The following is a 22,545-nucleotide window of genomic DNA, read 5'->3' on the forward strand; positions in this document are numbered from 1 at the left end:
ATCTACTCTTTTTTTTGCTTTTCACTGTTTTTAATATTGTTGTCCCAGTATTCCATCCACTCATCAGACTTCTCCTGGAAAACTTCCCAATCGATCTCCATCGCATTGATTTCTGTTTCTTCAATCCACTCCGGAAGATCACTAATATCATCACGCGTTGGAATTCTATAATATTTCTCAGCTAGTAGCTTGGCTGCTTCCTCTGAATTAACAAACTCATAAAAAGCTTTCGCTGCTTCTGGATGCGGCGCACCTTCAACAATCGCAATTCCTTCTGTTAAGACTGGCGTTCCACTCTCAGGAATCACATAGCTAAACGGATACCCCTTCTCTTCCGCTAGCATAACGGTATCCGGCATATTCCAAACCGATAGATTGCCTACGCCTTTCGCTACCTGATTGTACATAATCTCTGGATTGGCAGCGTACTCTTTCGTATTCTCATCTAATTTCTGTAGCCACTCATACCCAGCATCTGGGCTATCCGTCTCTTTGTAATCCTTATAGATGATAGAAGAATAAATCGTACGCATAGTACCTGAAGCAAGTGGATAACGAATGATTAATTCATCTTTCCATTTCGGATCTACGAGATCATCCCAATCTTTTGGAGCCTCTTCTTCGGAAATTTCTTTATTATTGTAAAGAATAACTTCAGGTGTTTGAGAAGTGCCTGTCCAATACCATTCTTCATCATGGTACATATCATCTAAAGAACCGGCATAGCTTGGCTCATACTTCTGCAAAAGCTCATCCGTCTTGGCTTCATCGAACATCACTTGAGGTGCACCCCACCAGATATCCGCTTGAGTATTATTCTTTTCGGAGCGAACCCTGTCTAGAATTTCCTGTGAACCAAGGTCGAGAAATTCCATGTCTACATCATATTCCGCTTCAAATTGTTTCTCGAATTCACTCAAAATATCTTTACCGTGCGGGGAATAGACGACAACTTTATCTTCCAAATCACCTTCACTTTCAGACCCAGAATCCCCATCGCTACTCGCTTCTTCATTCCCTGCCATACACCCTGTTAGGATGATGCCGAACACTAGCATGGTAATTAACATCATCCATCGAAATTGACGTTTCATACGTTCATTTCCCCCTTCTCATAATTGGATAATTGAATCATGTTCTTCAAGGAATAGCGCCGCTGCCCCAACAATTCCGGCTTCCTTTCCAAACGTTGACGGTACAATTTTGCAGCTCTGTGGTGTGAAATGCTCTACAATTTCAATTAACGAATGCTTATAATCCTCAAATGACTCGCTTACACCACCTCCTATAATAACGAGATCTGGATCAAATAAAGACACATAATTAGCGATCCCAAACCCTAAATGTTCGATTGCTTTTTCAACCACTTCACTCGCAACCTTGTCCCCTTTTTTCCAACTAATAAAAGCTTCTTTTGCCGTTAACGGCGTGTTCTTTATTTCAGAAAGTTTATGACCGATGGATGAACCACTTGCGACACTCTCAAGAAATCCATAGCCCTCATAAGTCGGATGATAGCTTTTTGCACTTTGAAAATCTGTCACTAAATATCCCATCTCACCCGCACTGTAGCGACTGCCTCGAAAAAGCTTTCCGTTAATGATCATCCCACTGCCTATTCCTGTACCTATCGCGATAAAAATAAGATTTTGTAGCGACTTTCCGGCACCAAGCCACTGCTCACCAAGAACGCTCGTATTGACGTCATTTTCAACATAGATTGGAAACGGAAAGTACTCACTCGCTATTTTCCGAACGGGATACCGCTTCCAACGTAAGCTAGGGGCATCCAATACAATGCCATGTTCCACGTTCGTTACACCTGGGACACCAATTCCCATCCCAAGGATTTTCTCATTACTTAACTGTAAATCATGAAGCATACTATTTACGTCTCTTTGTAAGCGCTTAAACAAATCTTTTTCAAGGTATTCACTTGTGGAAAATTCCCGATAAGCATGAACCTCTCCGTTTAAACATGTCACCCCAGAAGCTACTTTTGTGCCGCCGATATCGACGCCAATCACATAAGCTGCTTTAGGATTAAAAACGAGATGAACAGGCTTCCGTCCCCCACTAATCGTCGATTCACCCGGTCCTTTCTCCTCGATCCACCCCTCTTGTAACAATTGTTCAACGATCAGTGAAACAGAGGGTTTACTAATTTGAATCCTTTTGGAAATCTGCGAGCGAGAAATCGGTTCAAAATCGCGAATACACGTCAACACAAGTTGTTTATTTATATTTTTGATAGATGCGGCATCGCCCTTTTGCATAAATGTGTACTCCTTTATAAATGATAAAAAACAAGCAGAAACATCCTTAGTTAGTTAAGGTTACTTACTAACGATTACTTTCATTTATAAAGGCTGATCAGAAAAATGTAAAATACTGTTTATGCCCTTTCTTACAAACTGAGAGTTATTTTGCTCAATAATGCTTCTAATTGCTATCTTTTAATATAAATTTAGAAAATTTTATTTATTTTGTTAAATTGTGACTATATGACTATCCAAACAGTACAAAAGTATGTTCCATTTATTGGATTGATCTGCTTATAATGGTTTTAAGTTAGTTATATTCTGTTACTAACTAAATTCATTCAGGAGACGAAGGAGGATTTATTTGAAGAACCTGGGGAAGATTTTATTATCGTTGGTTTTGATCCTTTCTGCCTTTGGAACAAGCTCCATTAGTTTTGCAGAAGAGTCATCTACACAGGATGCAAACTTAGCATTGTGGGAATCTGTCGTTCCATTAACAACCACAGCAAGTTTCATGAATACGGGTGCCCATCCTGATGACGAGCGGAGTCATTTCCTCGCTTATTTATCAAGAGGGCAAGGTGTGGACACGTCCTTTCTACTCTCCACTCGTGGCCAGGGTGGTCAAAATGAAATCGGCAGCGAGCTTGGCGATGGACTAGGTATCATTCGCACAAACGAACTGCAAGCTTCATCGAAAGTCCTTGGAATCGAAACGTTTTTCTTAAACGAAGATTTTGAAGACAGCATCAAAGACTTTGGCTTCTCTAAAACACCTGAAGAAACGCTGAACAAATGGGGAGAAACGGAAACCTACGAACGACTCATTCACGACATCCGAACATTTAAACCAGACATCATTATGCCCTCTTTTCGCAACGTTGACTCCCAGCATGGTCATCACCGCGCCATGACATTGCTTACCCAAAAAGCATTTGAAGACGCAGCCGACTCTTCTGTTTTTCCTGAACAGCTTGAAGATGGCTTAACCACCTGGCAAGTAAAGAAACTCTACCTCCCTGCTGAAACAGAAGATCAAACCACCACTTCTATCCAAATCGGAATCTATGACGAACACTATGACATGACTTACCCGCAACTTGGTGAAAAAGCGCGTTACTTACACGAATCCCAAGGAATGGGAAGAGATGTTGGAGATGGCCCAGAAATCGTCAATCTTCAGCTAGTTAAATCAACAGTTGGCGATATTCCGGAACAGGAAGAAAGCATCAACGAAAACATTCCCTACGATTTCGCGGATTACGCTAACACCCTTTCAAAGGGCGGCAATAAGTACAAACAAAAGCTGATCCATCTTCAAAAGGATCTTGAAAAGGTGAAAAGTGCCTATCCTCACCACGAGAACGTACTAACTCAAGCTGAAAATGCGTACAAACAGATTCAAAAACTTATCAAGCAGATGGAGAAAGACAACAAGCTATCTGATGATTTAAGAAACACTCTAAATCATAAGCTTCAAGTAAAAGAAGAACAGCTAACAAACACGATGTTTACAGCTGCACAGTTGGAAGTAGATGTTGAGGTTGCCGATCCACAACTAACACCGGATGATACAACAAATGTAAGCGTTTCGATTACGAATAATGGCACATCTAAAATCAAAGATCTATCCGCTACCCTTTCCATCCCTGAAGACTGGATCGTAAACGGACAGCATCATTCTTCATCATTAGCACCTGGAGATTCGGTAACGTTCGATTATAACGTCGCAGCTACATCAAGAAACTACTATGATGCCTACACACCAAATTCGATTAAAGCAAATATCAGTTTTAAAGCGAAAGGACAAACCGTTACAGAAACATTCTCGCCAGAAGAACGCGTGGCCCTACTACCAGAGGTATCCGTGAAACCGTCTCCTGAGAATTTAGTGATTAACACAAAAGACATTGAAGAAAGTGTCACAATGGATGTAGAAGTTGAAAAATTTGCGGAAGGGACTCTAGAAACAGACGTCTCCCTTCAATTACCAGAGGGATGGACAGCCGAACCTGAATCGCAGGAAGTTTCATTTGGATCTGATGAACAAATGAAAACCATCTCGTTTACACTTACGCCTCCACAGAATGTGGAAGAAGGCGAATTCCAGATCGTTCCGCAAGCCCAGATTGGAAACGAAACGATTAGTAAAAACGTCCAAGTGATTCAGTACGATCATATTGGCACAAACTATTATGTATCAGATGCTGCGGTTAACGGCGTAGCCTTCCCGCTCGACTATCCTGAGGATCTTAAAATCGGCTATGTCGATAGCGGATTTGATAAGGTTGCCGATCAGTTATCGAATGTCGGCATGGATATTACACAATTAACCGAGCAGGACTTAGCATCAGGAGATCTCTCTCAATACGATACGATCGTCACTGGAATCAGAGCGTATCTTTCAAGAGAAGATTTGCTGCAGCACAACGAGCGTCTATTGGAATACGTCAACAATGGCGGTCACCTTGTCGTGCAATACAACAAACCATGGGATAACTGGGACACGAACACTACCGCACCATATGAACTAGAAATCGGCCAGCCTTCGATCGAGTGGCGCGTCACAGATGAAGATGCTCCGATTAACGTATTAAAACCAGAAGCGACAATCTTTAATTATCCAAACAAGATCAAGCAATCAGACTGGGATGGCTGGGTCCAAGAAAGAGGCCTCTACTTCCCAATGAACTGGTCAGATGAATTTGAAACTTACGTAAGCGTCGCCGATCCAGGGGAAGACGCATTTGAAGGCGGAATTTTGAAAGCAGACTATGGTGAAGGAACTTACATTTATACGAACTTAGTATGGTACCGTCAGATTCAGAATCAGGTTCCTGGTGGGTATCGGATTTTTACTAACTTGGTTAGTTATCCTTATTATGAGGAGTGAGGTAAATAAGAAAACCGCCTGGAGATTTTCCAGGCGGTTTTTTTTATCGTCATTAGATGTATCGAATTTTTTGCACTCAATACTAGTCTAGCTTTTATTATTGCTCTAATCCTGCTATCCCGAAGCCCCCGGCTCCAGAATGAGTCGAAATCATACCGCCCGCTTGGATCCAACGTATATTCTGGAATCCGTTTTCTTTGGCGACCTCATCCATCCGCTGTTTGATCCGTTCATCGAGTCCGATGGAGTAGATAAAATAGAGCTGCTCTCTATCGATGTTGAATTCATTTAAGTAATCACTCAAAAGTTTTTCACTAGCTCCACTCATTTTCCCGCGATACTTCTTTGTAGACATAAGCTTTCCATCCTTCAACTCGATGCATGGCTTTATTTTCAATAGAGCTCCAATCAGGGAAGCCATATTGCTTACCCGTCCTCCCGCTTTAAGAAAATCAAGGCTGCCTGGGATGAAAGCCAGTCTTGATTTAGGAACGATCGCCTCTATTTTTTCAACTAAACGCTCCGCTTCAATGTCAGGTTCTTTTTCTAAAACTTTAGCGGCATCCAATACAATTGCAGCTAATCCGCCAGTAACGTTCAAAGCATCTATGAGAAAAATGTCTTCAAATACTTCCGCAGCAATAACAGCATTTTGAAAAGAAGAAGATGCTTTTGATGTATAACCAATATGTACAATGATGCAATCTGGGAACTTCTCTCTTATAGTCGCAAAAAACTCTTGATACTCATGAGCATTTGTGGAGGTAGTAGAAGGGATTTTCTTCGTGCGTTCGTAATAGTCATAAATATCCTGGACCGGCAATGAACCGTCTAAATAATCCTTTCCATCCATAATGATGTGCATGGGAACGACTTGAACATCGTACTTTTCAGCTAAATCAACTGGTAAGTCGGCACCGCTTTCAGTCGATAAAATTATCCTTCGCATTCTATCTCCCCCTTGGTTATGTTTAGTTCCGTCTTCACTTTTCCTGCATTATGCTTTAACTATACAGGAGAAACCGTATTAGCATTGTGATAACTTTTATTTTCCGAACTTTTAGTGCACAATTTGGGGATTTGAATACGACTGCAGGTGTGAGGATCTGTGAAAGCCGGCTTCTATTAACTAAACCTCAAAACCACTCAGACCCGATCCCCAAAAATGGAATCAGACCCTTCTAATATTCAGCTATTAAGAATCGTGGGGGAGGTTCTCGTGATGCTTCGCCCATTCATTTTTTGATGATTTACTCAGCATTTCAATATGAAAATAACTCCTAAGCCCCTTTTCCACTGTTTCTGCTCGATAACCTTCCCTTTAATTTGAGAAGCTTTAGTTGATGGTCAAATTGTTTAATCCTTAGCTATTCTATTTTAATGTTCCAAGATTTCCTTTACCATTGTCTACGGTTAAGGAGTAATCATCGTCTCTTACCGAAGCATAAAAATATGCTTTATACTTGAAACACCAGCTGCTTTGATTTCTTTTAATAACCATTCTTTATCTTTATGAATAAGTTCTAAATTTTTATATTGTATTTTCCCCTCAATGACTACTGCAATAGGGAGACTACTATAATCTACATGACAATTTAAGATTTTGGGTGTCACAGGCATGGACTCTTCTTTTGGAAGTACACTTATTTCTCCATTTGGTTCAAGAATAGCGTATTGGATATTGGTAATGTCAGCATAGCCTTTACTTCTTATACTTGATAGTAATTCTGACAAAGAAAAGCGACTTTTTTTAAGATTCATTTTGATTAACTTGCCATGTTTGATCAAAATCGTTGGCTCTCCAATGACAAATCGATTGAGGTGTTTGTATAGACTTAATTTTGATAGTGAGATATGTATGATAATAATAATCGCAATCCCTATTAATGCTTGAGTAACCCCTTCGACTTTGATTGCTTTAATCGCCAGGGTAACAATAAAAAATAAGGCCGTTAAGTCATGAGGGGTAAATTGAGCCAAGGCGGACTTCCCCATAAAGCGTATAACCACAATGGTCACTAAAAACAATATGAGTACTGTTACGATAAACGAGAGCATAGAGACACCTCTTTACTTATCATTTTTTATGTTAGCTTCCATATACCGTATCTCTCATATTGTTACCATCTTTGTCCTTAAACTTTCCATTTCCAAGACTCTAATTTCGAAAATGGGAATGAACGAAAATTTATTGCTGCTCCTAAATCAGACAGTGCTACATTAAAAAAGGCACCTAAGCAACATAGTTTTTTAATTTGTTAAATTTACCAAGGTAGCTTCGAATCCTTTATTTCTTCCGCCCAAATATCCTTTAACTCATTGATCATTTCTATCGATAAGCTACCTTCTGATGCAGCTATATTCTGATTGAATTGATGAATATCTTTTGCTCCAGGGATAATAGTAGACACTTCTTGATAAGAAAGAATAAATTGCAGTGCTGCTTGTGCCATTGAACGATCCTTCCCCAGAATACGACGAACTTTTTCGACTAACCTTCCTCTTCTCTCAATTTCTTCTGCACTCCATCTGCTTCTAATTCCGCTAAATCTACTATTTGCATCATACTTTCCTGTCAGCCAACCTGAATCAAGAGGAACCTTGGTAATCACGCCAACCCCTTGACGTTCAGCTGATTGTATCGCAGCCGCTGGTTCTTGATGAAAGAGATTAAACATAACCTCAATAACCTGACTATCCGTTTTATTTAATAGTTCATCCATCTCTACTCCAGTATCGACCGAAGCTCCATATGCTCTGATTTTCCCTTGCTTCTTTAGATTTTCCAGTACTTCAAACTGTGGGCTGTTTCCATTAAGAGTTGAGAATGGCGGATTATGAAGAAGTAGACTATCAAGATAATCAGTATGTAACCTTCGTAAACTATCATCTACTGAGCTCATCAATTTTTCAGGTTCGAAGTTTTGTTCACCATTCGAATGATGGCCACATTTACTGCTAATGACCACCTGGTCTCTTTTTCCTTTAAAAGCTTTTCCAAGAAGTTCTTCACTTTTCCCATCTCCATAGTTAGGAGCAGTATCAAAGAAAGTACACCCTGAATCCATCGCGTTCTTTACTAAATGAATCGCTTCATCCTCTGTCATCTTTCCCCAGTCTTTTTCATTACCTAGTTGCCATGCTCCAAATCCAATCTCCGACACTTTTATTCCTGTATTTCCTAAGTTGCGGTGTTTCATGAAATAGTTCCACCTTCTCCTCATTCATACTTCCGCTGAATGTTTAATTTAGTTTTTAGTAGGTTTAACAACTAATATATCGTGCAGGAGTGATTTTCCCTAGAACATTCTAAGTTACTACTTTAAAATTAATTACCTAAGATATGGGATGAGGGCTATTATTGATCGTATAAGAAAGAGCCTTCCATATGTTCGATTTGAACGATGAAAGGCTCTTTCTATTATAGTGATGGAGCATAGCGGGCTCGAACCGCTGACCTCTACACTGCCAGTGTAGCGCTCTCCCAGCTGAGCTAATGCCCCGTATTATGACAGGGATTTCCTGTCGACAAAATTCATTTTATCATAGCTTTTATTGTGAGGGCAACTTATTTTTTGAAATATGCGAAAGTACATAAAGTATAATGTACACAAAGTATTTTGAGGGGCTTTTACTCATTCTAAAACTTTTCTTCTTCTTCCCCTGCTTCTTCTTTTAATTCTAACTTCCTTTTTTCCAACTCCAGTTTCTTTTCCTCTACCTCTAACTTCTTCTTTTTTAAGTCAAAATTCATTACAAAATATAAAAAGATAAACGTCATCCCAACGATTACGGATATAAATAAAAATAGGTCCAAACAAATCTCCTCCAATATTTAGCTTCGTTCATTAAGTATACTTATAAATATAAACATCATGTTCATTTTTCTTTATTCAACCTGCAATGTTGGTTGAATAAGCTGTTTTAAACCGCCTTACCTCTACCTGTTTAGTGATGCTATACTAAAAGATATATACAATTTTGATAAGGGAGATGAATTCATGAAAGATATCCTTATCCAATATATGAAACGGTTTTCGGATCTCAGTGAATCCGAATTAAGAAAGCTGACAATCGATATTCCTGTTGCTACGTTTAAGAAAGGAACGGTCCTTTTACATCAAGGTGAAGTTCCTGACAAATGCTATTTTGTTTTAAAGGGATGTGTCCGGCTTTACGGTGTCGATAAAAATGGAAATGAGAATACGTTCAATTTCTATACGGAAGAACAGAGTGTCACGATCTTTAATCAGCATACTCCCGACAAAATTTCTCCATACTCTCTTAGCTGCTTGGAAGACTGTACGCTTATTGTAGGTGATTTATCTACTGAGCAGGAAGCTTACGACATGCATCCGGTATTAGAAGAACTGACTCGCAAAATGATTGAAGAAGATATGGGTGCTATGAGAGATAATTTCTCCTCCTTCATTTCTTCGACGCCAGAAGAGCGCTACCACAATTTGATGGAAAAAAGACCCGATTTAATTGACCGGGTTCCCCAGTACCAACTAGCAAGCTACCTGGGAATCAAGCCAGAATCTTTAAGTCGTATTAAGAAAAGGTCGGTAGCTAATCTCAGGATTGTTGATTAGTCCATCGTTACTTTTCTTCCTTTCACCAATAACCAGATCCCAAAACCTAATTCACCGATGACCATGGGAGCCATCAGAATTAATTCTAGTAGCCCAATAACGTTTTCAATTTGTGGGACAAAATTGTACATGAAATGAATAATCGAGTAGCTGAAGCCTGCTATAACAACAAGGATACTAATCACCTTTGGTATCTTTTTTGTATTCATTGCTACCAGGGCCACCGCGATCAGATGAAGGCCAAAAATGATTAATCCAAATGACCAAATTGCTTCAAAAGCTGTGATGGAATCCATCGCTTGCTGTGCCACGCGCGATGACGTACCTAACTCTGAATTTTGAACAACACGATTGGTTATCAAAAGATGTGAAACGGCAATGGCTAGCATGGCTGTATAAAGGAAACGTAGCCACCCTGCTAATAATGCGTAACCAGGATGGAACGGTTTCAAGAACAGATAAAACCCCCATGATACAATTAAATCCATGATGATAATGATGAGCCATCCAAGTACCTCAAGACGAAACAAACCTTGAGATGCTTGGATGTTTCTTAATGTCGTTGCCGCATCACCGTCAACGACTAGTGAACTGTGAACATACCCCTGAGCAAAAACCGCAGCAACTATCATAACTAGTAAGGCAATACCAGAAAAGACTGCTGCTTTCTGCTGCATGTTTTGATTCGTTGTTCTCCCTAACCCCATATAAGAGCCTCCTCGACTTTGATGTTAAATCTATTGTATTTCGTCTGAGGAAGACTTTCATTGACTTAAATCAAGAATATACTATTTTTTAAAATTTGGGCAGGTGAATAGCTTAGTAGTTCGATTCTATTTTACTTCAAAATAAAACCCTCTTACGGTTGCAAGAGGGTTTCATCGTGTTCAATTACATAATAAACATCTTACAAACAATAAAAGAAACGCTGTCCCCCAGCGTTTCTCCTCTCTTACCTTCTCTCACGACTCGTTAATCCCATTGCCACAAACCGTACAATGAGTGATGCCACGATACTATACACAATCAGTGCAAACACTGCAGAGAATTCAACGACATATTGTCCAGCGAATTCCGTCGTTGGAAAGATGTTTCGAAATGGATATAATAATGGCGCTGAAAAGTCATAGATCCACTGCACGAATGGAGCTGTTGGATTTGCGCTGAATAGTTTCAGCAATATGCGAATTCCGAGAATCGCTTCGATAATGCCAAAAATCAGGCGTACGAGCGATACGAGGAATGATGATAGTGCTCTCATGTTTCTTCACCCTTTTTGTCCTGTCATATCCTTTCTTTACCCTGTTGCGATTGATCACACACGTGTCGTTTTTTTCCAGTGATTGATGGGCATAATGGATGTGGAGAAAGGAGCGTTTACTTTGAGATTACGTGACTTAGTTTATTATATATCCCGCTATCCGCCTGTATTACAACTAGGTGCACTGATTGTGCTGATTCTTATCACGATGGGCTTTATCATGCATCTGGTGGAGCCGGAAATGTTTCCGACCGTTTTCGATGGGGTGTGGTTTGCGATCGTGACGGCTTCCACGATTGGGTACGGTGATACATCACCTGAGACGGTTAGAGGAAAAGCTTTTGCGATGGTATTTATTATGTTTGGCGCTGGCTTTATGACGTTTTATATGGCGAAGCTTGCTTCTTCCTTTGTGATGACACAGGGGGCGCTTGGCCGTGGAGAGCGAAGTTACGAGCGAGCCAATCATGTAGTTGTGGTTGGGTGGAATTCGCGCAGCAGACATACGATCAAGGCGCTTTTATCGAATCAGCCTGAACGATCCATCGTGCTCATTGATCATTCGCTTATGGAAAACCCACTTCAAAAAGAAGGCATTCATTTCATTCGTGGAAACCCTGGTGAGGACAGCACATTACGAAAGGCGAAGATTAGCGATGCGCATACCGTTCTTATCACAGCGGATCAGTATAAAAGTGAAATTGAAGTGGATATGCAGACAATCCTTACCCTTTTAACGGTTAAAGGGATCAATCCCTCGGTGTATACAATCGTGGAAATTCTTTCGCCCGAGCAAATTGTGAATGCTGAGCGAGCTGGTGCGAATGAGGTAATCGAAAGTGCCCACCTACTCAGTACGGTTATGACGAATAGCGTTTTCTCTCACGGGATTTCGACTACTTTGCTTGAGATGCTAACGCATTTAAAGCCTAATCAGCTTGATTTCATGAGTGCTGAGTCGTTTAGTGAAGAGTCCTTTTGTGATGTAGCACAACAACTAAATGAAAAAGATATCCTGATGATTGGTGTAAAAAGAGGGAGTGAGCTCGTCATGAACCCCTCCCCTTCATTTCTTATTGCATCTGATGATCTCTTACTCGTGATTCACACATAAGATGAGAGCGCGGCGTCTAGTTCTTTCACGTATCGCTCTCCGTATTTCAGCCATTCTTCATCAATTTCAGCATCTTTATTTGTGGGCTCTTGGAACTGATTGAACGATGCTGAAATATTCCCGATATTGCCTTCAGGATCAACACCTGCCTGATACATATGAGAGAGCATGAAAGGCTGTCCAATTTCAACAATTGCGCCATCCGCATCGAGCTCTTTTTTTACAGCTTTGATTGGTACTCTTAGAAAAAGATATCCGTCTTCATCATCGATTTTATAGTCGAAATAGCCGTGATCGTATTCCCAGCCACCTCCATAGCTATAGCCTAATTGGCGGAGCTTGTCTTCCATAATACTAAGTTCGATCGTTTTCCCTTCAAGTACGGAATTCATTGGAATCATGTGCGCTTCCTCCCTGTTTACGTAGTCTACGCTTATCGTGTCCAATGAGAGAGATTTCATGAAAAAAAAGCGCAAGCGCTCGGTTAGTCCCGACAAGTGCTCGAGCTAGACTTCACTGAATTTTATACTTACTTTTCTTTAAACAAAAAAAGAGAGCGCCGAGGCACTCTCTCTTGTTCGTTCTATTCGTTTGTCTTAAGGCGATCCTCAAGCTCAGCTTTTTCTTTTTCGAATCCTGGTTTACCAAGAAGCGCAAACATGTTTGTTTTGTATGCTTCTACTCCTGGCTGATCGAATGGATTCACGCCAAGTAGGTAACCGGAAACGGCACATGCTTTTTCAAAGAAATAAGCAAGGTAACCGAAGTGGTAAGGCGTCATTTCAGGGATGTTCACGATCAAGTTCGGAACATCACCATCTGTATGAGCAAGCATTGTACCTTCGAATGCTTTCTGGTTAACAAAGTCCATTGTTTCACCAGCAAGGTAGTTCAGCTTGTCTAGGTTCTTGTCGTCTTCTTCGATTGTGATCTCATGACGCGCTTTCCCAACGTTCAATACTGTTTCAAACAGGCTACGACGGCCGTCTTGAACGTATTGTCCCATAGAGTGAAGATCTGTTGAGAAATCAACGGATGCTGGATAAAGACCTTTGTTGTCTTTACCTTCACTTTCTCCAAAGAGCTGTTTCCACCACTCAGAGAAATAGTGTAGAGATGGCTCATAGTTCACGAGAAGCTCAATGTTCTTGCCTTTGTTGTAAAGGGCATTACGAACTGCTGCATACTGATAAGCCTGGTTAGATTCGATGTCAGATGTGTTCAAGTCATCTTGTGCGTCTTGAGCACCTTTCATCATCTCTTCAATAGATATTCCGCTTGCTGCGATTGGAAGAAGTCCAACAGCTGTAAGAACAGAATAACGTCCACCAACATCATCAGGAATCACGAAGCTTTCGTATCCTTCTTCGTCAGCAAGTGTCTTAAGAGCACCTTTTGACTTGTCAGTAGTCGCATAGATGCGACGACGAGCTTCTTCTACGCCGTATTTTTCTTCAAGGAACTTACGGAAAATACGGAACGCAATCGCAGGCTCTGTCGTTGTACCTGATTTTGAAATGACGTTAACGGACACGTCTTTGCCTTCAAGTACGCTAAAGAGATCCTGCACGTAAGTTGAGCTAATGTTGTTACCTACGAAGAAAACTTGTGGTGTTTTGCGCTCTTCTTTTGTTAGCACGTTATAGAAAGAATGGTTCAGCATTTCGATTGCTGCACGAGCACCTAAATAAGAACCACCGATACCAACAACAAGAAGAACGTCAGAATCTGATTTGATTTTCTCAGCAGATTTCTGAATGCGTGAGAATTCTTCTTTATCATAATCATGCGGAAGCGTTAGCCAGCCAAGAAAATCGTTGCCAGCCCCTGTTCCATTATGTAGCGCATCGTGTGCAGCCTTCACTGCATCCGCCATGTATGTTACTTCATGTTCGCCAACAAACGACAATGCTTTTGAATAATCAAAACTTACTTTTGAAGTCATAATTAGCCTCCAATTATCATTTTTTGTTCTTCACTCACGTTTTACTTTAGCCCAAGACCCATTCGAAATCAAGAACACCGACCCATGTAAGCGATTACCTGGAGAGATTTCTTTCTAAACTCGTTTGACCTTGTGTCCTTATTCACTTCGGAGGACAAATTTCTTCGCTCGATTTTTGACACATTCGATTGAAACCTGAGTTTCAATCGCCTTTAAGCGGAGCTTAAAGGTCGCTGTGTTCGGCAGCCCAGGTGAGCAAATTCATTTGCTCTAACCGGGGCTGCCGAACACAGCGTAAATGGGTCAAAAATCATCCCTAGCTAAAAAGCATAAAAAAAAGAACCGCTCCAAAACGGAACGGTCCTATCATTTCACCTTATAGAGAAGCCTTCAAAATCGCCATCACGTCGTCGCGCTCAAGGGATTTGAAATTACCAAACGCCCCATTAGCCATCGCACGGTCAGCGATAAGATCAAGCTGGCTATCGTCAATGTCGTAATCAGCAAGACGGTTTGGTGCACCAAGGCTGCTCCAGAACGCACTTAGCTTGTCGATACCTTCAAGCGCAACATCGCGATCTGATTTACCTTCTTCGCTTACGCCAAGAACTTTGACAGCAAGACGCTTGAACTTATCAACGTTCACGTCAAGGTTGTGTTTCATTAAGTTCGGGAAGAGAATTGCAAGGCCACCAGCGTGTGGAATATCATAAACAGCTGATACCGCGTGTTCAATGTTGTGAGAAGCCCAGTCGCCGCGAACACCCATCTGTAGAGATTGGTTGAGCGCTACTGTACCACTCAACATGATTGTTGCACGGTGGTCGTAGTTTTGCATATCTTCAAGAAGTTTTGGAGCTGTGTTCATCACTGTTTCAAGAACAGAGAACTGCATATTTTCTTGTAGCTCTGTATTTGATTCAGGGTGAAGGTACTGTTCAAGTACGTGAGACATCATGTCCACCATGCCGTAAACTGTATGGTTTTTTGGCACTGTGTACGTATTCTCAGGATCTAGAATAGAAAATTTCGGGTGTACAAGTGGATGTCCCCAACCGTATTTCTCTTGTGTATCCCAGTTTGTGATAACAGAACCTGGGTTCATTTCTGAACCAGTTGCTGCTAGCGTTAGAACTGTACCGAATGGAAGAGCTGCTTCAGGGAATGCTTTTTTCGTTACGAAGTCCCAAGCGTCTCCATTATATTTAGCACCTGCAGAAATAGCTTTTGTGCAGTCAATAACACTACCGCCACCTACTGCTAGGATGAAATCAATGTTGTTTTCTTTACAAATATCGACACCTTTATGAACAGTTGTTAGGCGTGGGTTTGGTTCAACGCCGCTAAGTTCAAATACTTCAGCACCGATTTCGTTTAATGTGTTCATTACGCTATCGTAAACACCATTTTTCTTGATGCTTCCTCCGCCATAAACAACGAGGACTCTTTTTCCGTATTGTGGCACTTCAGTTTTGAGCGCTTCTAGCTGCCCTTTACCGAAGATCAATTTTGTTGGATTTTGGAAAGTGAAATTATTCAATGTTATGTCCTCCTTTAATTCAAATCACGTTTAACTTCGCTTTTAGGCGCAATAAAAACTCACCCTTTATCTTTAGTAATGCAAGAAATTTAGGTGAGAGTAAATGACCACCAAAACGATTGATTCGTGCAACTAACCATCAGAAATAAATAGCTTTGATGGAAGTTCCATTTTATTATGCCTCAATCAATTATTAAAATAAAGCAATCTGCTTATAGGAATTAAGTGGAGCCGCTATGTATAATTTGGTGAAGTTTTAATCATCTTATAGAAGAATCATTATGTTTCCTAATAAAAGGAGGTATTCTTATGAGCACATTACAACGATTTGCTCTTGCGTTAGTGATCATCGGAGCGGTCAACTGGGGCCTCATTGGATTTTTCCAATTTGACCTTGTCGCGGCAATTTTCGGTGGACAAAATGCTGCACTTGCTCGAATTGTCTATGGCCTAGTTGGGCTAAGTGGGCTATATTGCCTAACATTACTTTTCAAACCTACAGAAGAGCTTTCACATGATCCCGATCGCGCAACAACATAAAAAAAAAGAAGGCAGCCGCGGCTGCCTTCTTTCGTCATTACTTACTTCTTCAGACGCTTGTTCAATTGAGCTTGACGGTCGTTAGATTCTTTCAACCAGTCTTTAAGCTTATCTTCAAGCGTGTTGAAGCCTTGTGGAGAAGAAGTTTGTTGTGGTTTCTTGTTTCCGCCGCTCGGTGCTGCCGGGCGAGGCTTTCTTTCCGGACGCTCAGGTTTAGGCTGAGTAGCACGGATTGAAAGAGAGATTTTACCGGAACCTTCTTCAATGTTAAGGATTTTAACCTTAACTTCGTCTCCTACAGTAAGTTGATCTTCGATATTTTTTACGTACCCGTGAGAGATTTCAGAAATGTGAACTAGTCCTTGCTTTTGGTCGTCAATTGCAACAAAAGCACCAAAAGGCTTAATACCAGTTACCTTCCCTTCAACGATATCACCGACGTTATATTGCTCTGCCATGAAAACACTCCTAACAAATTTTTTCAACTTTACTAGTATAACATAGATTTCTAATCTAGACAAAACATCATACTAGCCTTTTCTAAGAATCATACCTTTCTATTGAAGGAATAGCAAGACAAGAATGTATTATAAAGCATTTACTTTCAAATTAAAATAAACAGAGGGAATGGCTGGTACTTCAGTAATATCAAGGTTTATAGCGTGTGGTAAATAAATACATGAATATTTGATATTGACTGAATTCTTTCCGCTCGCTATAGTGATAAAATGCCATTCAATTGGACTTACTATATTGTATGAGGTGACAAGATGAAATCAAATGATCAATGGTCGTCAAGATTCGGATTTATTTTGGCTTCAGCTGGATCAGCTATCGGGCTTGGTGCACTGTGGAAATTTCCATATATGGCGGGTACAAATGGTGGAGCAGCATTTTTCCTTATTTTTCTTCTTTTCACTGTTTTAGTCGGTGCGCCAATGCTTCTTGCGGAATTTGTTGTTGGGAGACACTCACAGCAAAATGCCGTTTCTTCTTATGAATCCATTTCTGGGAAAGCAAGCTGGAAATGGCTTGGTTATCTAGGCGTTATCGCCTCCTTCATTATTCTTTCCTTCTATAGTGTCATTGGAGGATGGGTGATTACGTACTTAACAAGAAGCTTCTCGGGGTCACTTACAGGACTTCAAAATAGCCGTTACGAAGAGTTGTTTGGGGAAGTCATTGGAAGTCCTTCAACCGCTCTTCTCACACAGGCTCTTTTCTTAGCGATAACAGTAGCCATTGTGCAATTCGGTATTCAAAAAGGGATCGAAACAGCAAGCCGTTATATGATGCCAGCTCTCTTTATTCTTTTTCTTGTGCTTGTTGGGCGTTCGCTTTCTCTTGATGGCGCAATGGAAGGGGTCTCCTTCTTTTTAAAGCCTGATTTCTCTATGTTATCAGCAGAAGGTGTTCTTGATGCCCTTGGCCAATCGTTCTTTGCGCTCAGCGTCGGGATCTCCTTAATGGTTACGTACAGCTCTTACCTTGATAGAAAAGCTGATTTAACTGGATCTGTAGTATCAGTCGTTAGCCTGAACGTGTTAATCTCATTTCTAGCTGGACTTGCCATCTTCCCTGCTGTTTTTGCATTTGGATTTGAACCGACAGAAGGACCTGGACTTATTTTCACTGTTCTTCCTGCTGTTTTTAATCAAATGGCATTTGGCGGTTTGTTTTTCACAGTTTTTCTAGCGCTTTTGCTATTTGCAACGTTAACATCAGCTTTTTCCTTGATGGAAATCATTGTTTCTACAGTAACGCGCGGTAAAGGAAATCGTAAGAAAGTTTCCTGGATCGCAGGATTCTGCGTATTCTTACTCGGGATCCCTTCCGCTTTGTCATTTGGTGTCCTTGGAGACATATCCATATTTGGCAGAACAATTTTTGATACGATGGACTTTCTGGCAAGTAACTTATTAATGCCAATCGGTGCCCTTCTTATCTCTATTTTCGTTTCTCGGAAGATGAAGAAAGAAATATTAGCTGACGAAGTGATGATGTCTTCTAAAATAGGGCGGGTCATTTTCCCACTCTGGTATGGTTTAATTCGTTACTTTGTCCCAGCTGCCATCACAATTGTCCTCGTTACATCTTTACTTTCATATTAATTTCTTTTATATGTATATTCTTTTTCTAAAGTGGGAATAACAGGAGTAGTAAGCTATCTATATTCCCCCTTTTGAAGACGAGGCCAACGCCTCGTCTCTTTTTTTGTCTTCTCATTCGGCCCTTCAACTTTATAAGAGTAGGATAAAGTATGACTAAGTAAGCCAAACTTTAAATAGCGAATGGAGGAGAGGTGATGAAACCATGTCTATCCCAAGTAAGGAACGGATACAAATCGACAACGTGACGTTGGCATATGAGTATTACAAACATACTAACCCTCATGTCCATACACTTGTCTTCATTCATGGCTTCCTTTCTTCTTCCTTTAGTTTTCGTAAGCTTCTTCCCCTTCTTAAAAAGAACTATCACTTATTGTGCTTTGATTTACCAGGCTTCGGCGAGAGCGAAAAGAACTGTGATATCCATTATTCGCTTCATGAGTATGCTGCTCTTACAAACCGACTTCTTGAACGGATGCAAATTTCAAAAGCTATCTTGATTGGACATTCAATGGGAGGACAAATTGCCCTTCGCGCGTGTATTCAACACCCAGAACGGATTGAAAAGCTCATTCTCCTATGTAGCTCAAGCTATATTAAATCTTCTTCATTAGGTATTCGATTATGCTCTTATCTCCCTTTTTTTCCGTTTTGTCTTAGCTTCTCAATGAGTGCCATCAATTTAAGAAAGAATTTCGAACATCTCGTTTATGACCATAAGCTTCTCACGCAGGAAGTCATCGATGGCTACACATCGAGTTTTAATGAAAAAGGTTTCTTTCTTGCACTTTCTCGCCTCATACGAGATCGAGAAGAGGATTTATCTACGAGCACATTAAATAAAATTAATTTCCCTATCCTCTTAATTTGGGGAACCGACGACCGTCTTGTGCCTATACGCGTAGGTGAACGCATGAAAAAAGACCTGCCAGATGCAGATCTTCTTATCCTCTCTCATACCGGACACCTTATCCCAGAAGAAAGGCCTGTGGAAGTGTCACAAGCCATTCACCAATTCCTACAAACATAACAAAAACCGCACCTTGGAGAGCGGTTATTTGTTTGCGACTAATTGTGGTTCTTCTTTTAATAAAATACTTAAAAATCCTGAAGTTACGAGAAAAGCTGCTGGGATAATATAAAAAACCGATAGAAAAATAATTCCTCCTGCTGCTGAAACGAGGAGACTAAACCCTCCTACAATAGGTCTTGTTTTCACAAAATAACAACCTAGTACAGCAAACGCTGGAAAAATAAAAGCAGTTAAAAACGAAATATCTTTGACTTGAATTAGAGGTATCACATTAAACCTTGAGAGCACTGCTGCGATAATGCCTAGAACACATCCAGCAACGGCCAGTTTAAACATGCGCTTTTGTTTCATTTTATTCCCTCTCTCATTTTGAACCATACTCTTCTTACATCTATTCGAGTTCGAAACGCTTCATCCTTCTCTTCTTTCATACTTTCCACTAAACGATTCCATTTTAACATGAAAATTCAGCCTTAAGACTGAGAAAAGTTCAATCGTAAGAAACTCCAATTCCCTCACATATTCCTATACACTCTAGATAGAGACGAATTGATAACAATTATTAATATTTCACTATTGTAACCGCGATCGTATTTGGAAACTAGTATCAAAACAAACCATTACACCACACTATTTCCCTAAAAGGAAATATATTCTTCCAGATTCAAGTTACTTCAAGTGACGATCCAGTGTTATTGCAGGAAACAAGCTATCAACTGTCAAATATGTTCATGTATAGGAGACAGAATGAATTGAGGAGATTAGATGAAACGTATACAAACTGGACGATTCCTCGCCGCGATTTTTTTCGTTGCTCTCGGAATCTTTCTTCTTCTTATAAATATCGGCATTATTTCCATGGAAATGACGGAGGCAATTGTCTTTTTTTATCCCTTCTTGTTGTTTCTGCTCGGTGGAAAGTACCTTTTTGATGCCCTCTTACCTTCAACGAGAAGGAAGAAATGGACAACCGGTGTGCTACTACTCACCTTTGGACTACTTCTGATCCTTGATCGTTTGGAGGTAATTGACTTTAGTTTCTGGAGTATTTGGAAACTATGGCCGCTTATATTCGTAATGATTGGTTTTAAGTTCCTGGGGAAATTTCGAAAAAGCCAGGGATTCAGTCTCGTGAAAGACCATTCCTATAATAAGCCAAATTGGCAGGTGCATACGATGAATGATTGGAGTTTTGTGTGCGATTATAACTTCGATTTTTCAACAACTCTTATCCCAGAGGAAGAAACCGTTATTACGCTATCAGGATTTGTTGGTGATATTAATATTATTTTCCCAGATGATATCCCATTTAAGATTGACGGCACAGCCCATGTACTTTCGGCTACAATTGATCAGCATAATCAGGACAACGTCGGAAAAGGTCACGGCTTAACTTACAAAACAGACGATTTCGATGACGCTCTCCAACGAATCGTATTCTATCTTGACTTCTCCGTACTTGATTTACGAGTTGATCGGATTTAGAGAAAGGTGCCATAGATGTGAATAAATCAACGCTCAGATGGAAATTACTCAAGTCGCTTCTTTATACTGCTTTATTTACCGGGGTTCTTTATTTCCTAGTTATCCAAATTGCACTGTTTTTCCAGCCTAATGCCGTATCTGTGCTATTCAGTTTACTATCACCGCTTTTAGTCATGCTTCTTGTGGTTCTGTTAGGAAGCTATTTCAGCTATAAAGATACACTCTCCATCAGAAATCGACTTGAAGATATCTCCACCCAAATCATCATTCTTTCGAGAGGCAAGTTCACTGAAAAAATGGAAATGACAGCCAAAGATGAAATTGGTCGGATTAGTAATGAATTAAACGAACTGGCTGATAAGCTTCAGAAGCAAGTAACCTCTCTACAGAATTTAGTTAACCAAAAAGCGGATTTAGCTGAGAAAGCAAGAGGAGCAGCCATTATCGAGGAACGTCAACGACTTGCAAGAGACCTTCATGATGCTGTCAGTCAACAGCTTTTCGCGCTAAATATGATGTCTTCTGCTTCCATAAAGATGATGGATCGAGATATTGAAACCGCTAAATCACAAATGTTGGATGTCGCAGATCTCGCAAGTAAAGCACAAGTTGAAATGAGAGCACTTCTACTCCACCTCCGTCCGATTCACCTATCTGAAGATTCATTATGCGAAGGGGTGAGAAAGCTTGTCGATGAGTTAGAAAAAAAATCCGGGGTTACCTTTCACGTCACACTAAATGATCTTCCCGACCTTTCTAACGGAATTGAAGAGAATTTATTCCGAATCGTTCAAGAAAGCCTCGGGAATGCACTCCGGCATGCTGAAGCATCTGTAATTCGAATTACTGTTAAGCTTAAGAAAAACCAGTTTTTATTACATATAAAAGATAATGGAAAAGGGTTTGAAATGAATGAAAACAAAAAAGGAGCATACGGACTAGGTTCTATGCAGGAGCGATGCGATGAAATCGGCGGACAGTTCCGCATCTCTTCTCGCGCTGGTGAAGGAACCCTGGTTGAAGTACGTGTGCCGTTGGAGGGTTGGAACGATGCCAGAGATTAAGATGATGATTGTTGATGACCACGATATGGTCCGAAAAGGATTGAAAGCTTACCTTCTGACAGAACCAGATTTTCAAATCGTAGGCGAAGCTTCTAATGGTAAGGAAGCTGTCACTCTAGTGAATGAAATGGATCCTGATGTGATCTTAATGGATCTTATTATGCCAGAGATGACGGGCATTGAGGCAACAAAAGAAATCATGACCCTGAGGCCAAATGCAAAGATCATTATCATAACAAGTTTCTATGATGATGAGCAGGTGTTTCCTGCGATTGAAGCAGGTGCCTTTAGCTACCTTCTAAAAACAGCTTCTGCTGATGAAATTATCTCGACCATTCGTAAGGCTGTTCAGGATGAAAGCGTAATCGAACAGAAGGTCGCTCAAAAAATGATGAACCAATTACGCTCAAATCAAAAGAAGTCTTTGCATGATGATCTAACAAAACGCGAAAAAGAAGTTCTGCTATTAATAGGCGAAGGAAAAACAAATAATCAAATTGCCGAAGAACTATACATTGGATTAAAAACAGTGAAAACACATGTAAGTAATATTTTGGGGAAACTCGGTGTCAATGATCGAACTCAGGCTGCAGTTTATGCGATAAGAAACGGCATGGTTCGTTAACACGTAACCTTCTAGAATATGCCTTTTAGTTTAGCACCCCTCTTAACTGCCTCGCATTTACTATAGGGAGTAGTG

22 protein-coding genes and 1 tRNA gene are annotated in these 22,545 nt (G+C 40.5%); 9 read left to right on the forward strand and 14 right to left on the reverse strand.

Annotated features, from left to right (window positions below; genetic code table 11):
• Positions 1-2 precede the first annotated feature (2 nt).
• Positions 3-1,094 carry an extracellular solute-binding protein gene (locus AC0VYJ_RS17020; protein ID WP_475365707.1) on the reverse strand — a complete coding sequence of 364 codons (1,092 nt, stop codon included), beginning with the start codon at positions 1,092-1,094 and terminating at the stop codon, positions 3-5.
• Between the two features lie 18 nt (positions 1,095-1,112).
• Positions 1,113-2,276, reverse strand: coding sequence for an ROK family transcriptional regulator (locus AC0VYJ_RS17025; protein WP_303535403.1), 1,164 nt, complete (start codon positions 2,274-2,276; stop codon positions 1,113-1,115).
• 349 nt (positions 2,277-2,625) lie between these two features.
• On the opposite strand from AC0VYJ_RS17025, the gene AC0VYJ_RS17030 reads away from it, so the two are divergent.
• On the forward strand, positions 2,626-5,157 hold the full coding sequence (locus tag AC0VYJ_RS17030; protein WP_475365708.1) for a PIG-L family deacetylase: 2,532 nt from the start codon (positions 2,626-2,628) through the stop codon (positions 5,155-5,157).
• 97 nt (positions 5,158-5,254) lie between these two features.
• Here AC0VYJ_RS17030 and AC0VYJ_RS17035 read toward each other — a convergent pair whose 3' ends face one another.
• The 5 genes from AC0VYJ_RS17035 to AC0VYJ_RS17055 all read right to left on the reverse strand — a co-directional run bounded on the left by AC0VYJ_RS17035 (position 5,255) and on the right by AC0VYJ_RS17055 (position 8,974).
• On the reverse strand, positions 5,255-6,106 hold the full coding sequence (locus AC0VYJ_RS17035) for a DegV family protein (protein WP_475365709.1): 852 nt from the start codon (positions 6,104-6,106) through the stop codon (positions 5,255-5,257).
• Between the two features lie 485 nt (positions 6,107-6,591).
• The gene (locus AC0VYJ_RS17040; protein WP_475365710.1) at positions 6,592-7,215 is read right to left on the reverse strand and encodes a DUF421 domain-containing protein; all 624 of its coding nucleotides are present in this window, start codon (positions 7,213-7,215) and stop codon (positions 6,592-6,594) included.
• Positions 7,216-7,421: 206 nt separating this feature from the next.
• Positions 7,422-8,357, reverse strand: a complete 936-nt coding sequence (locus AC0VYJ_RS17045; protein WP_475365711.1) for an aldo/keto reductase — start codon at positions 8,355-8,357, stop codon at positions 7,422-7,424.
• Between the two features lie 230 nt (positions 8,358-8,587).
• Positions 8,588-8,660, reverse strand: a tRNA-Ala gene (locus AC0VYJ_RS17050).
• Positions 8,661-8,797: 137 nt separating this feature from the next.
• Entirely contained in the window at positions 8,798-8,974 is a 177-nt protein-coding gene (locus AC0VYJ_RS17055; RefSeq protein WP_430241709.1) for a hypothetical protein, read from the reverse strand.
• 184 nt (positions 8,975-9,158) lie between these two features.
• On the opposite strand from AC0VYJ_RS17055, the gene AC0VYJ_RS17060 reads away from it, so the two are divergent.
• Complete coding sequence (locus AC0VYJ_RS17060; RefSeq protein WP_303536253.1) at positions 9,159-9,752, forward strand: Crp/Fnr family transcriptional regulator; 594 nt, start codon at positions 9,159-9,161, stop codon at positions 9,750-9,752.
• Here AC0VYJ_RS17060 and AC0VYJ_RS17065 read toward each other — a convergent pair.
• Both AC0VYJ_RS17065 and AC0VYJ_RS17070 read right to left on the reverse strand, forming a co-directional pair.
• On the reverse strand, positions 9,749-10,459 hold the full coding sequence (locus tag AC0VYJ_RS17065; RefSeq protein ID WP_475365712.1) for a DUF4386 domain-containing protein: 711 nt from the start codon (positions 10,457-10,459) through the stop codon (positions 9,749-9,751). The two genes, AC0VYJ_RS17060 and AC0VYJ_RS17065, sit on opposite strands and share 4 nt — an antisense overlap.
• A gap of 245 nt (positions 10,460-10,704) precedes the next feature.
• The gene (locus AC0VYJ_RS17070) at positions 10,705-11,013 is read right to left on the reverse strand and encodes a YggT family protein (protein WP_098444795.1); all 309 of its coding nucleotides are present in this window, start codon (positions 11,011-11,013) and stop codon (positions 10,705-10,707) included.
• A 121-nt stretch (positions 11,014-11,134) separates the two neighbouring features.
• Between AC0VYJ_RS17070 and AC0VYJ_RS17075 the strand changes: the two genes are divergently transcribed.
• Positions 11,135-12,127 carry a potassium channel family protein gene (locus AC0VYJ_RS17075; protein ID WP_283153761.1) on the forward strand — a complete coding sequence of 331 codons (993 nt, stop codon included), beginning with the start codon at positions 11,135-11,137 and terminating at the stop codon, positions 12,125-12,127.
• Here AC0VYJ_RS17075 and AC0VYJ_RS17080 read toward each other — a convergent pair.
• The 3 genes from AC0VYJ_RS17080 to AC0VYJ_RS17090 all read right to left on the reverse strand — a co-directional run bounded on the left by AC0VYJ_RS17080 (position 12,118) and on the right by AC0VYJ_RS17090 (position 15,612).
• Positions 12,118-12,528 carry a YugN-like family protein gene (locus AC0VYJ_RS17080; RefSeq protein WP_283153760.1) on the reverse strand — a complete coding sequence of 137 codons (411 nt, stop codon included), beginning with the start codon at positions 12,526-12,528 and terminating at the stop codon, positions 12,118-12,120. The genes AC0VYJ_RS17075 and AC0VYJ_RS17080 overlap by 10 nt on opposite strands.
• Positions 12,529-12,710: 182 nt before the next feature.
• Positions 12,711-14,072, reverse strand: coding sequence for a glucose-6-phosphate isomerase (locus tag AC0VYJ_RS17085; protein WP_283153759.1), 1,362 nt, complete (start codon positions 14,070-14,072; stop codon positions 12,711-12,713).
• 376 nt (positions 14,073-14,448) lie between these two features.
• Positions 14,449-15,612 carry an iron-containing alcohol dehydrogenase gene (locus AC0VYJ_RS17090; RefSeq protein WP_475365713.1) on the reverse strand — a complete coding sequence of 388 codons (1,164 nt, stop codon included), beginning with the start codon at positions 15,610-15,612 and terminating at the stop codon, positions 14,449-14,451.
• Between the two features lie 309 nt (positions 15,613-15,921).
• On the opposite strand from AC0VYJ_RS17090, the gene AC0VYJ_RS17095 reads away from it, so the two are divergent.
• Positions 15,922-16,152 carry a DUF378 domain-containing protein gene (locus AC0VYJ_RS17095; RefSeq protein WP_194219039.1) on the forward strand — a complete coding sequence of 77 codons (231 nt, stop codon included), beginning with the start codon at positions 15,922-15,924 and terminating at the stop codon, positions 16,150-16,152.
• A 41-nt stretch (positions 16,153-16,193) separates the two neighbouring features.
• On the opposite strand, the gene yugI is transcribed toward AC0VYJ_RS17095, so the two are convergent.
• On the reverse strand, positions 16,194-16,610 hold the full coding sequence (gene yugI, locus AC0VYJ_RS17100; RefSeq protein ID WP_098444801.1) for a S1 domain-containing post-transcriptional regulator GSP13: 417 nt from the start codon (positions 16,608-16,610) through the stop codon (positions 16,194-16,196).
• Between the two features lie 312 nt (positions 16,611-16,922).
• On the opposite strand from yugI, the gene AC0VYJ_RS17105 reads away from it, so the two are divergent.
• Positions 16,923-18,263, forward strand: a complete 1,341-nt coding sequence (locus AC0VYJ_RS17105; protein ID WP_475365714.1) for a sodium-dependent transporter — start codon at positions 16,923-16,925, stop codon at positions 18,261-18,263.
• Between the two features lie 202 nt (positions 18,264-18,465).
• Positions 18,466-19,293 (forward strand): alpha/beta fold hydrolase, encoded by an 828-nt coding sequence (locus tag AC0VYJ_RS17110; RefSeq protein WP_475365715.1) that lies wholly within the window; start codon positions 18,466-18,468, stop codon positions 19,291-19,293.
• Between the two features lie 24 nt (positions 19,294-19,317).
• Here the strand turns inward: AC0VYJ_RS17110 and AC0VYJ_RS17115 are convergent, their stop codons facing one another.
• On the reverse strand, positions 19,318-19,647 hold the full coding sequence (locus AC0VYJ_RS17115; RefSeq protein WP_430241725.1) for a hypothetical protein: 330 nt from the start codon (positions 19,645-19,647) through the stop codon (positions 19,318-19,320).
• A gap of 414 nt (positions 19,648-20,061) precedes the next feature.
• On the opposite strand from AC0VYJ_RS17115, the gene AC0VYJ_RS17120 reads away from it, so the two are divergent.
• Genes AC0VYJ_RS17120 through AC0VYJ_RS17130 form a run of 3 tightly spaced genes read left to right on the forward strand, consistent with a single transcriptional unit; the run spans position 20,062 to position 22,470 of the window.
• Positions 20,062-20,781, forward strand: coding sequence for a LiaF domain-containing protein (locus tag AC0VYJ_RS17120; RefSeq protein WP_475365716.1), 720 nt, complete (start codon positions 20,062-20,064; stop codon positions 20,779-20,781).
• A 17-nt stretch (positions 20,782-20,798) separates the two neighbouring features.
• Positions 20,799-21,845 carry a HAMP domain-containing sensor histidine kinase gene (locus AC0VYJ_RS17125; protein ID WP_475365717.1) on the forward strand — a complete coding sequence of 349 codons (1,047 nt, stop codon included), beginning with the start codon at positions 20,799-20,801 and terminating at the stop codon, positions 21,843-21,845.
• On the forward strand, positions 21,832-22,470 hold the full coding sequence (locus AC0VYJ_RS17130) for a response regulator (protein ID WP_430241730.1): 639 nt from the start codon (positions 21,832-21,834) through the stop codon (positions 22,468-22,470). Before AC0VYJ_RS17125 ends, AC0VYJ_RS17130 begins: the two co-directional genes overlap by 14 nt.
• Positions 22,471-22,545: the final 75 nt, after the last annotated feature.

This window comes from Anaerobacillus sp. 63XJN7_5_ISO-PGPR-S23-430, assembly GCF_056173695.1.

Excerpts from the sequence above, each read along its gene's own strand:
- AC0VYJ_RS17020 (WP_475365707.1), bottom strand. The coding sequence starts at position 1,094 with ATGAAACGTCAATTTCGATGGATGATGTTAATTACCATGCTAGTGTTC.
- AC0VYJ_RS17025 (WP_303535403.1), bottom strand. The coding sequence starts at position 2,276 with ATGCAAAAGGGCGATGCCGCATCTATCAAAAATATAAATAAACAACTT.
- AC0VYJ_RS17035 (WP_475365709.1), bottom strand. The coding sequence starts at position 6,106 with ATGCGAAGGATAATTTTATCGACTGAAAGCGGTGCCGACTTACCAGTT.
- AC0VYJ_RS17040 (WP_475365710.1), bottom strand. The coding sequence starts at position 7,215 with ATGCTCTCGTTTATCGTAACAGTACTCATATTGTTTTTAGTGACCATT.
- AC0VYJ_RS17045 (WP_475365711.1), bottom strand. The coding sequence starts at position 8,357 with ATGAAACACCGCAACTTAGGAAATACAGGAATAAAAGTGTCGGAGATT.
- AC0VYJ_RS17060 (WP_303536253.1), top strand. The coding sequence starts at position 9,159 with ATGAAAGATATCCTTATCCAATATATGAAACGGTTTTCGGATCTCAGT.
- AC0VYJ_RS17065 (WP_475365712.1), bottom strand. The coding sequence starts at position 10,459 with ATGGGGTTAGGGAGAACAACGAATCAAAACATGCAGCAGAAAGCAGCA.
- AC0VYJ_RS17070 (WP_098444795.1), bottom strand. The coding sequence starts at position 11,013 with ATGAGAGCACTATCATCATTCCTCGTATCGCTCGTACGCCTGATTTTT.
- AC0VYJ_RS17080 (WP_283153760.1), bottom strand. The coding sequence starts at position 12,528 with ATGATTCCAATGAATTCCGTACTTGAAGGGAAAACGATCGAACTTAGT.
- AC0VYJ_RS17085 (WP_283153759.1), bottom strand. The coding sequence starts at position 14,072 with ATGACTTCAAAAGTAAGTTTTGATTATTCAAAAGCATTGTCGTTTGTT.
- AC0VYJ_RS17095 (WP_194219039.1), top strand. The coding sequence starts at position 15,922 with ATGAGCACATTACAACGATTTGCTCTTGCGTTAGTGATCATCGGAGCG.
- yugI (WP_098444801.1), bottom strand. The coding sequence starts at position 16,610 with ATGGCAGAGCAATATAACGTCGGTGATATCGTTGAAGGGAAGGTAACT.
- AC0VYJ_RS17105 (WP_475365714.1), top strand. The coding sequence starts at position 16,923 with ATGAAATCAAATGATCAATGGTCGTCAAGATTCGGATTTATTTTGGCT.
- AC0VYJ_RS17110 (WP_475365715.1), top strand. The coding sequence starts at position 18,466 with ATGTCTATCCCAAGTAAGGAACGGATACAAATCGACAACGTGACGTTG.
- AC0VYJ_RS17115 (WP_430241725.1), bottom strand. The coding sequence starts at position 19,647 with ATGAAACAAAAGCGCATGTTTAAACTGGCCGTTGCTGGATGTGTTCTA.
- AC0VYJ_RS17120 (WP_475365716.1), top strand. The coding sequence starts at position 20,062 with ATGAAACGTATACAAACTGGACGATTCCTCGCCGCGATTTTTTTCGTT.
- AC0VYJ_RS17130 (WP_430241730.1), top strand. The coding sequence starts at position 21,832 with ATGCCAGAGATTAAGATGATGATTGTTGATGACCACGATATGGTCCGA.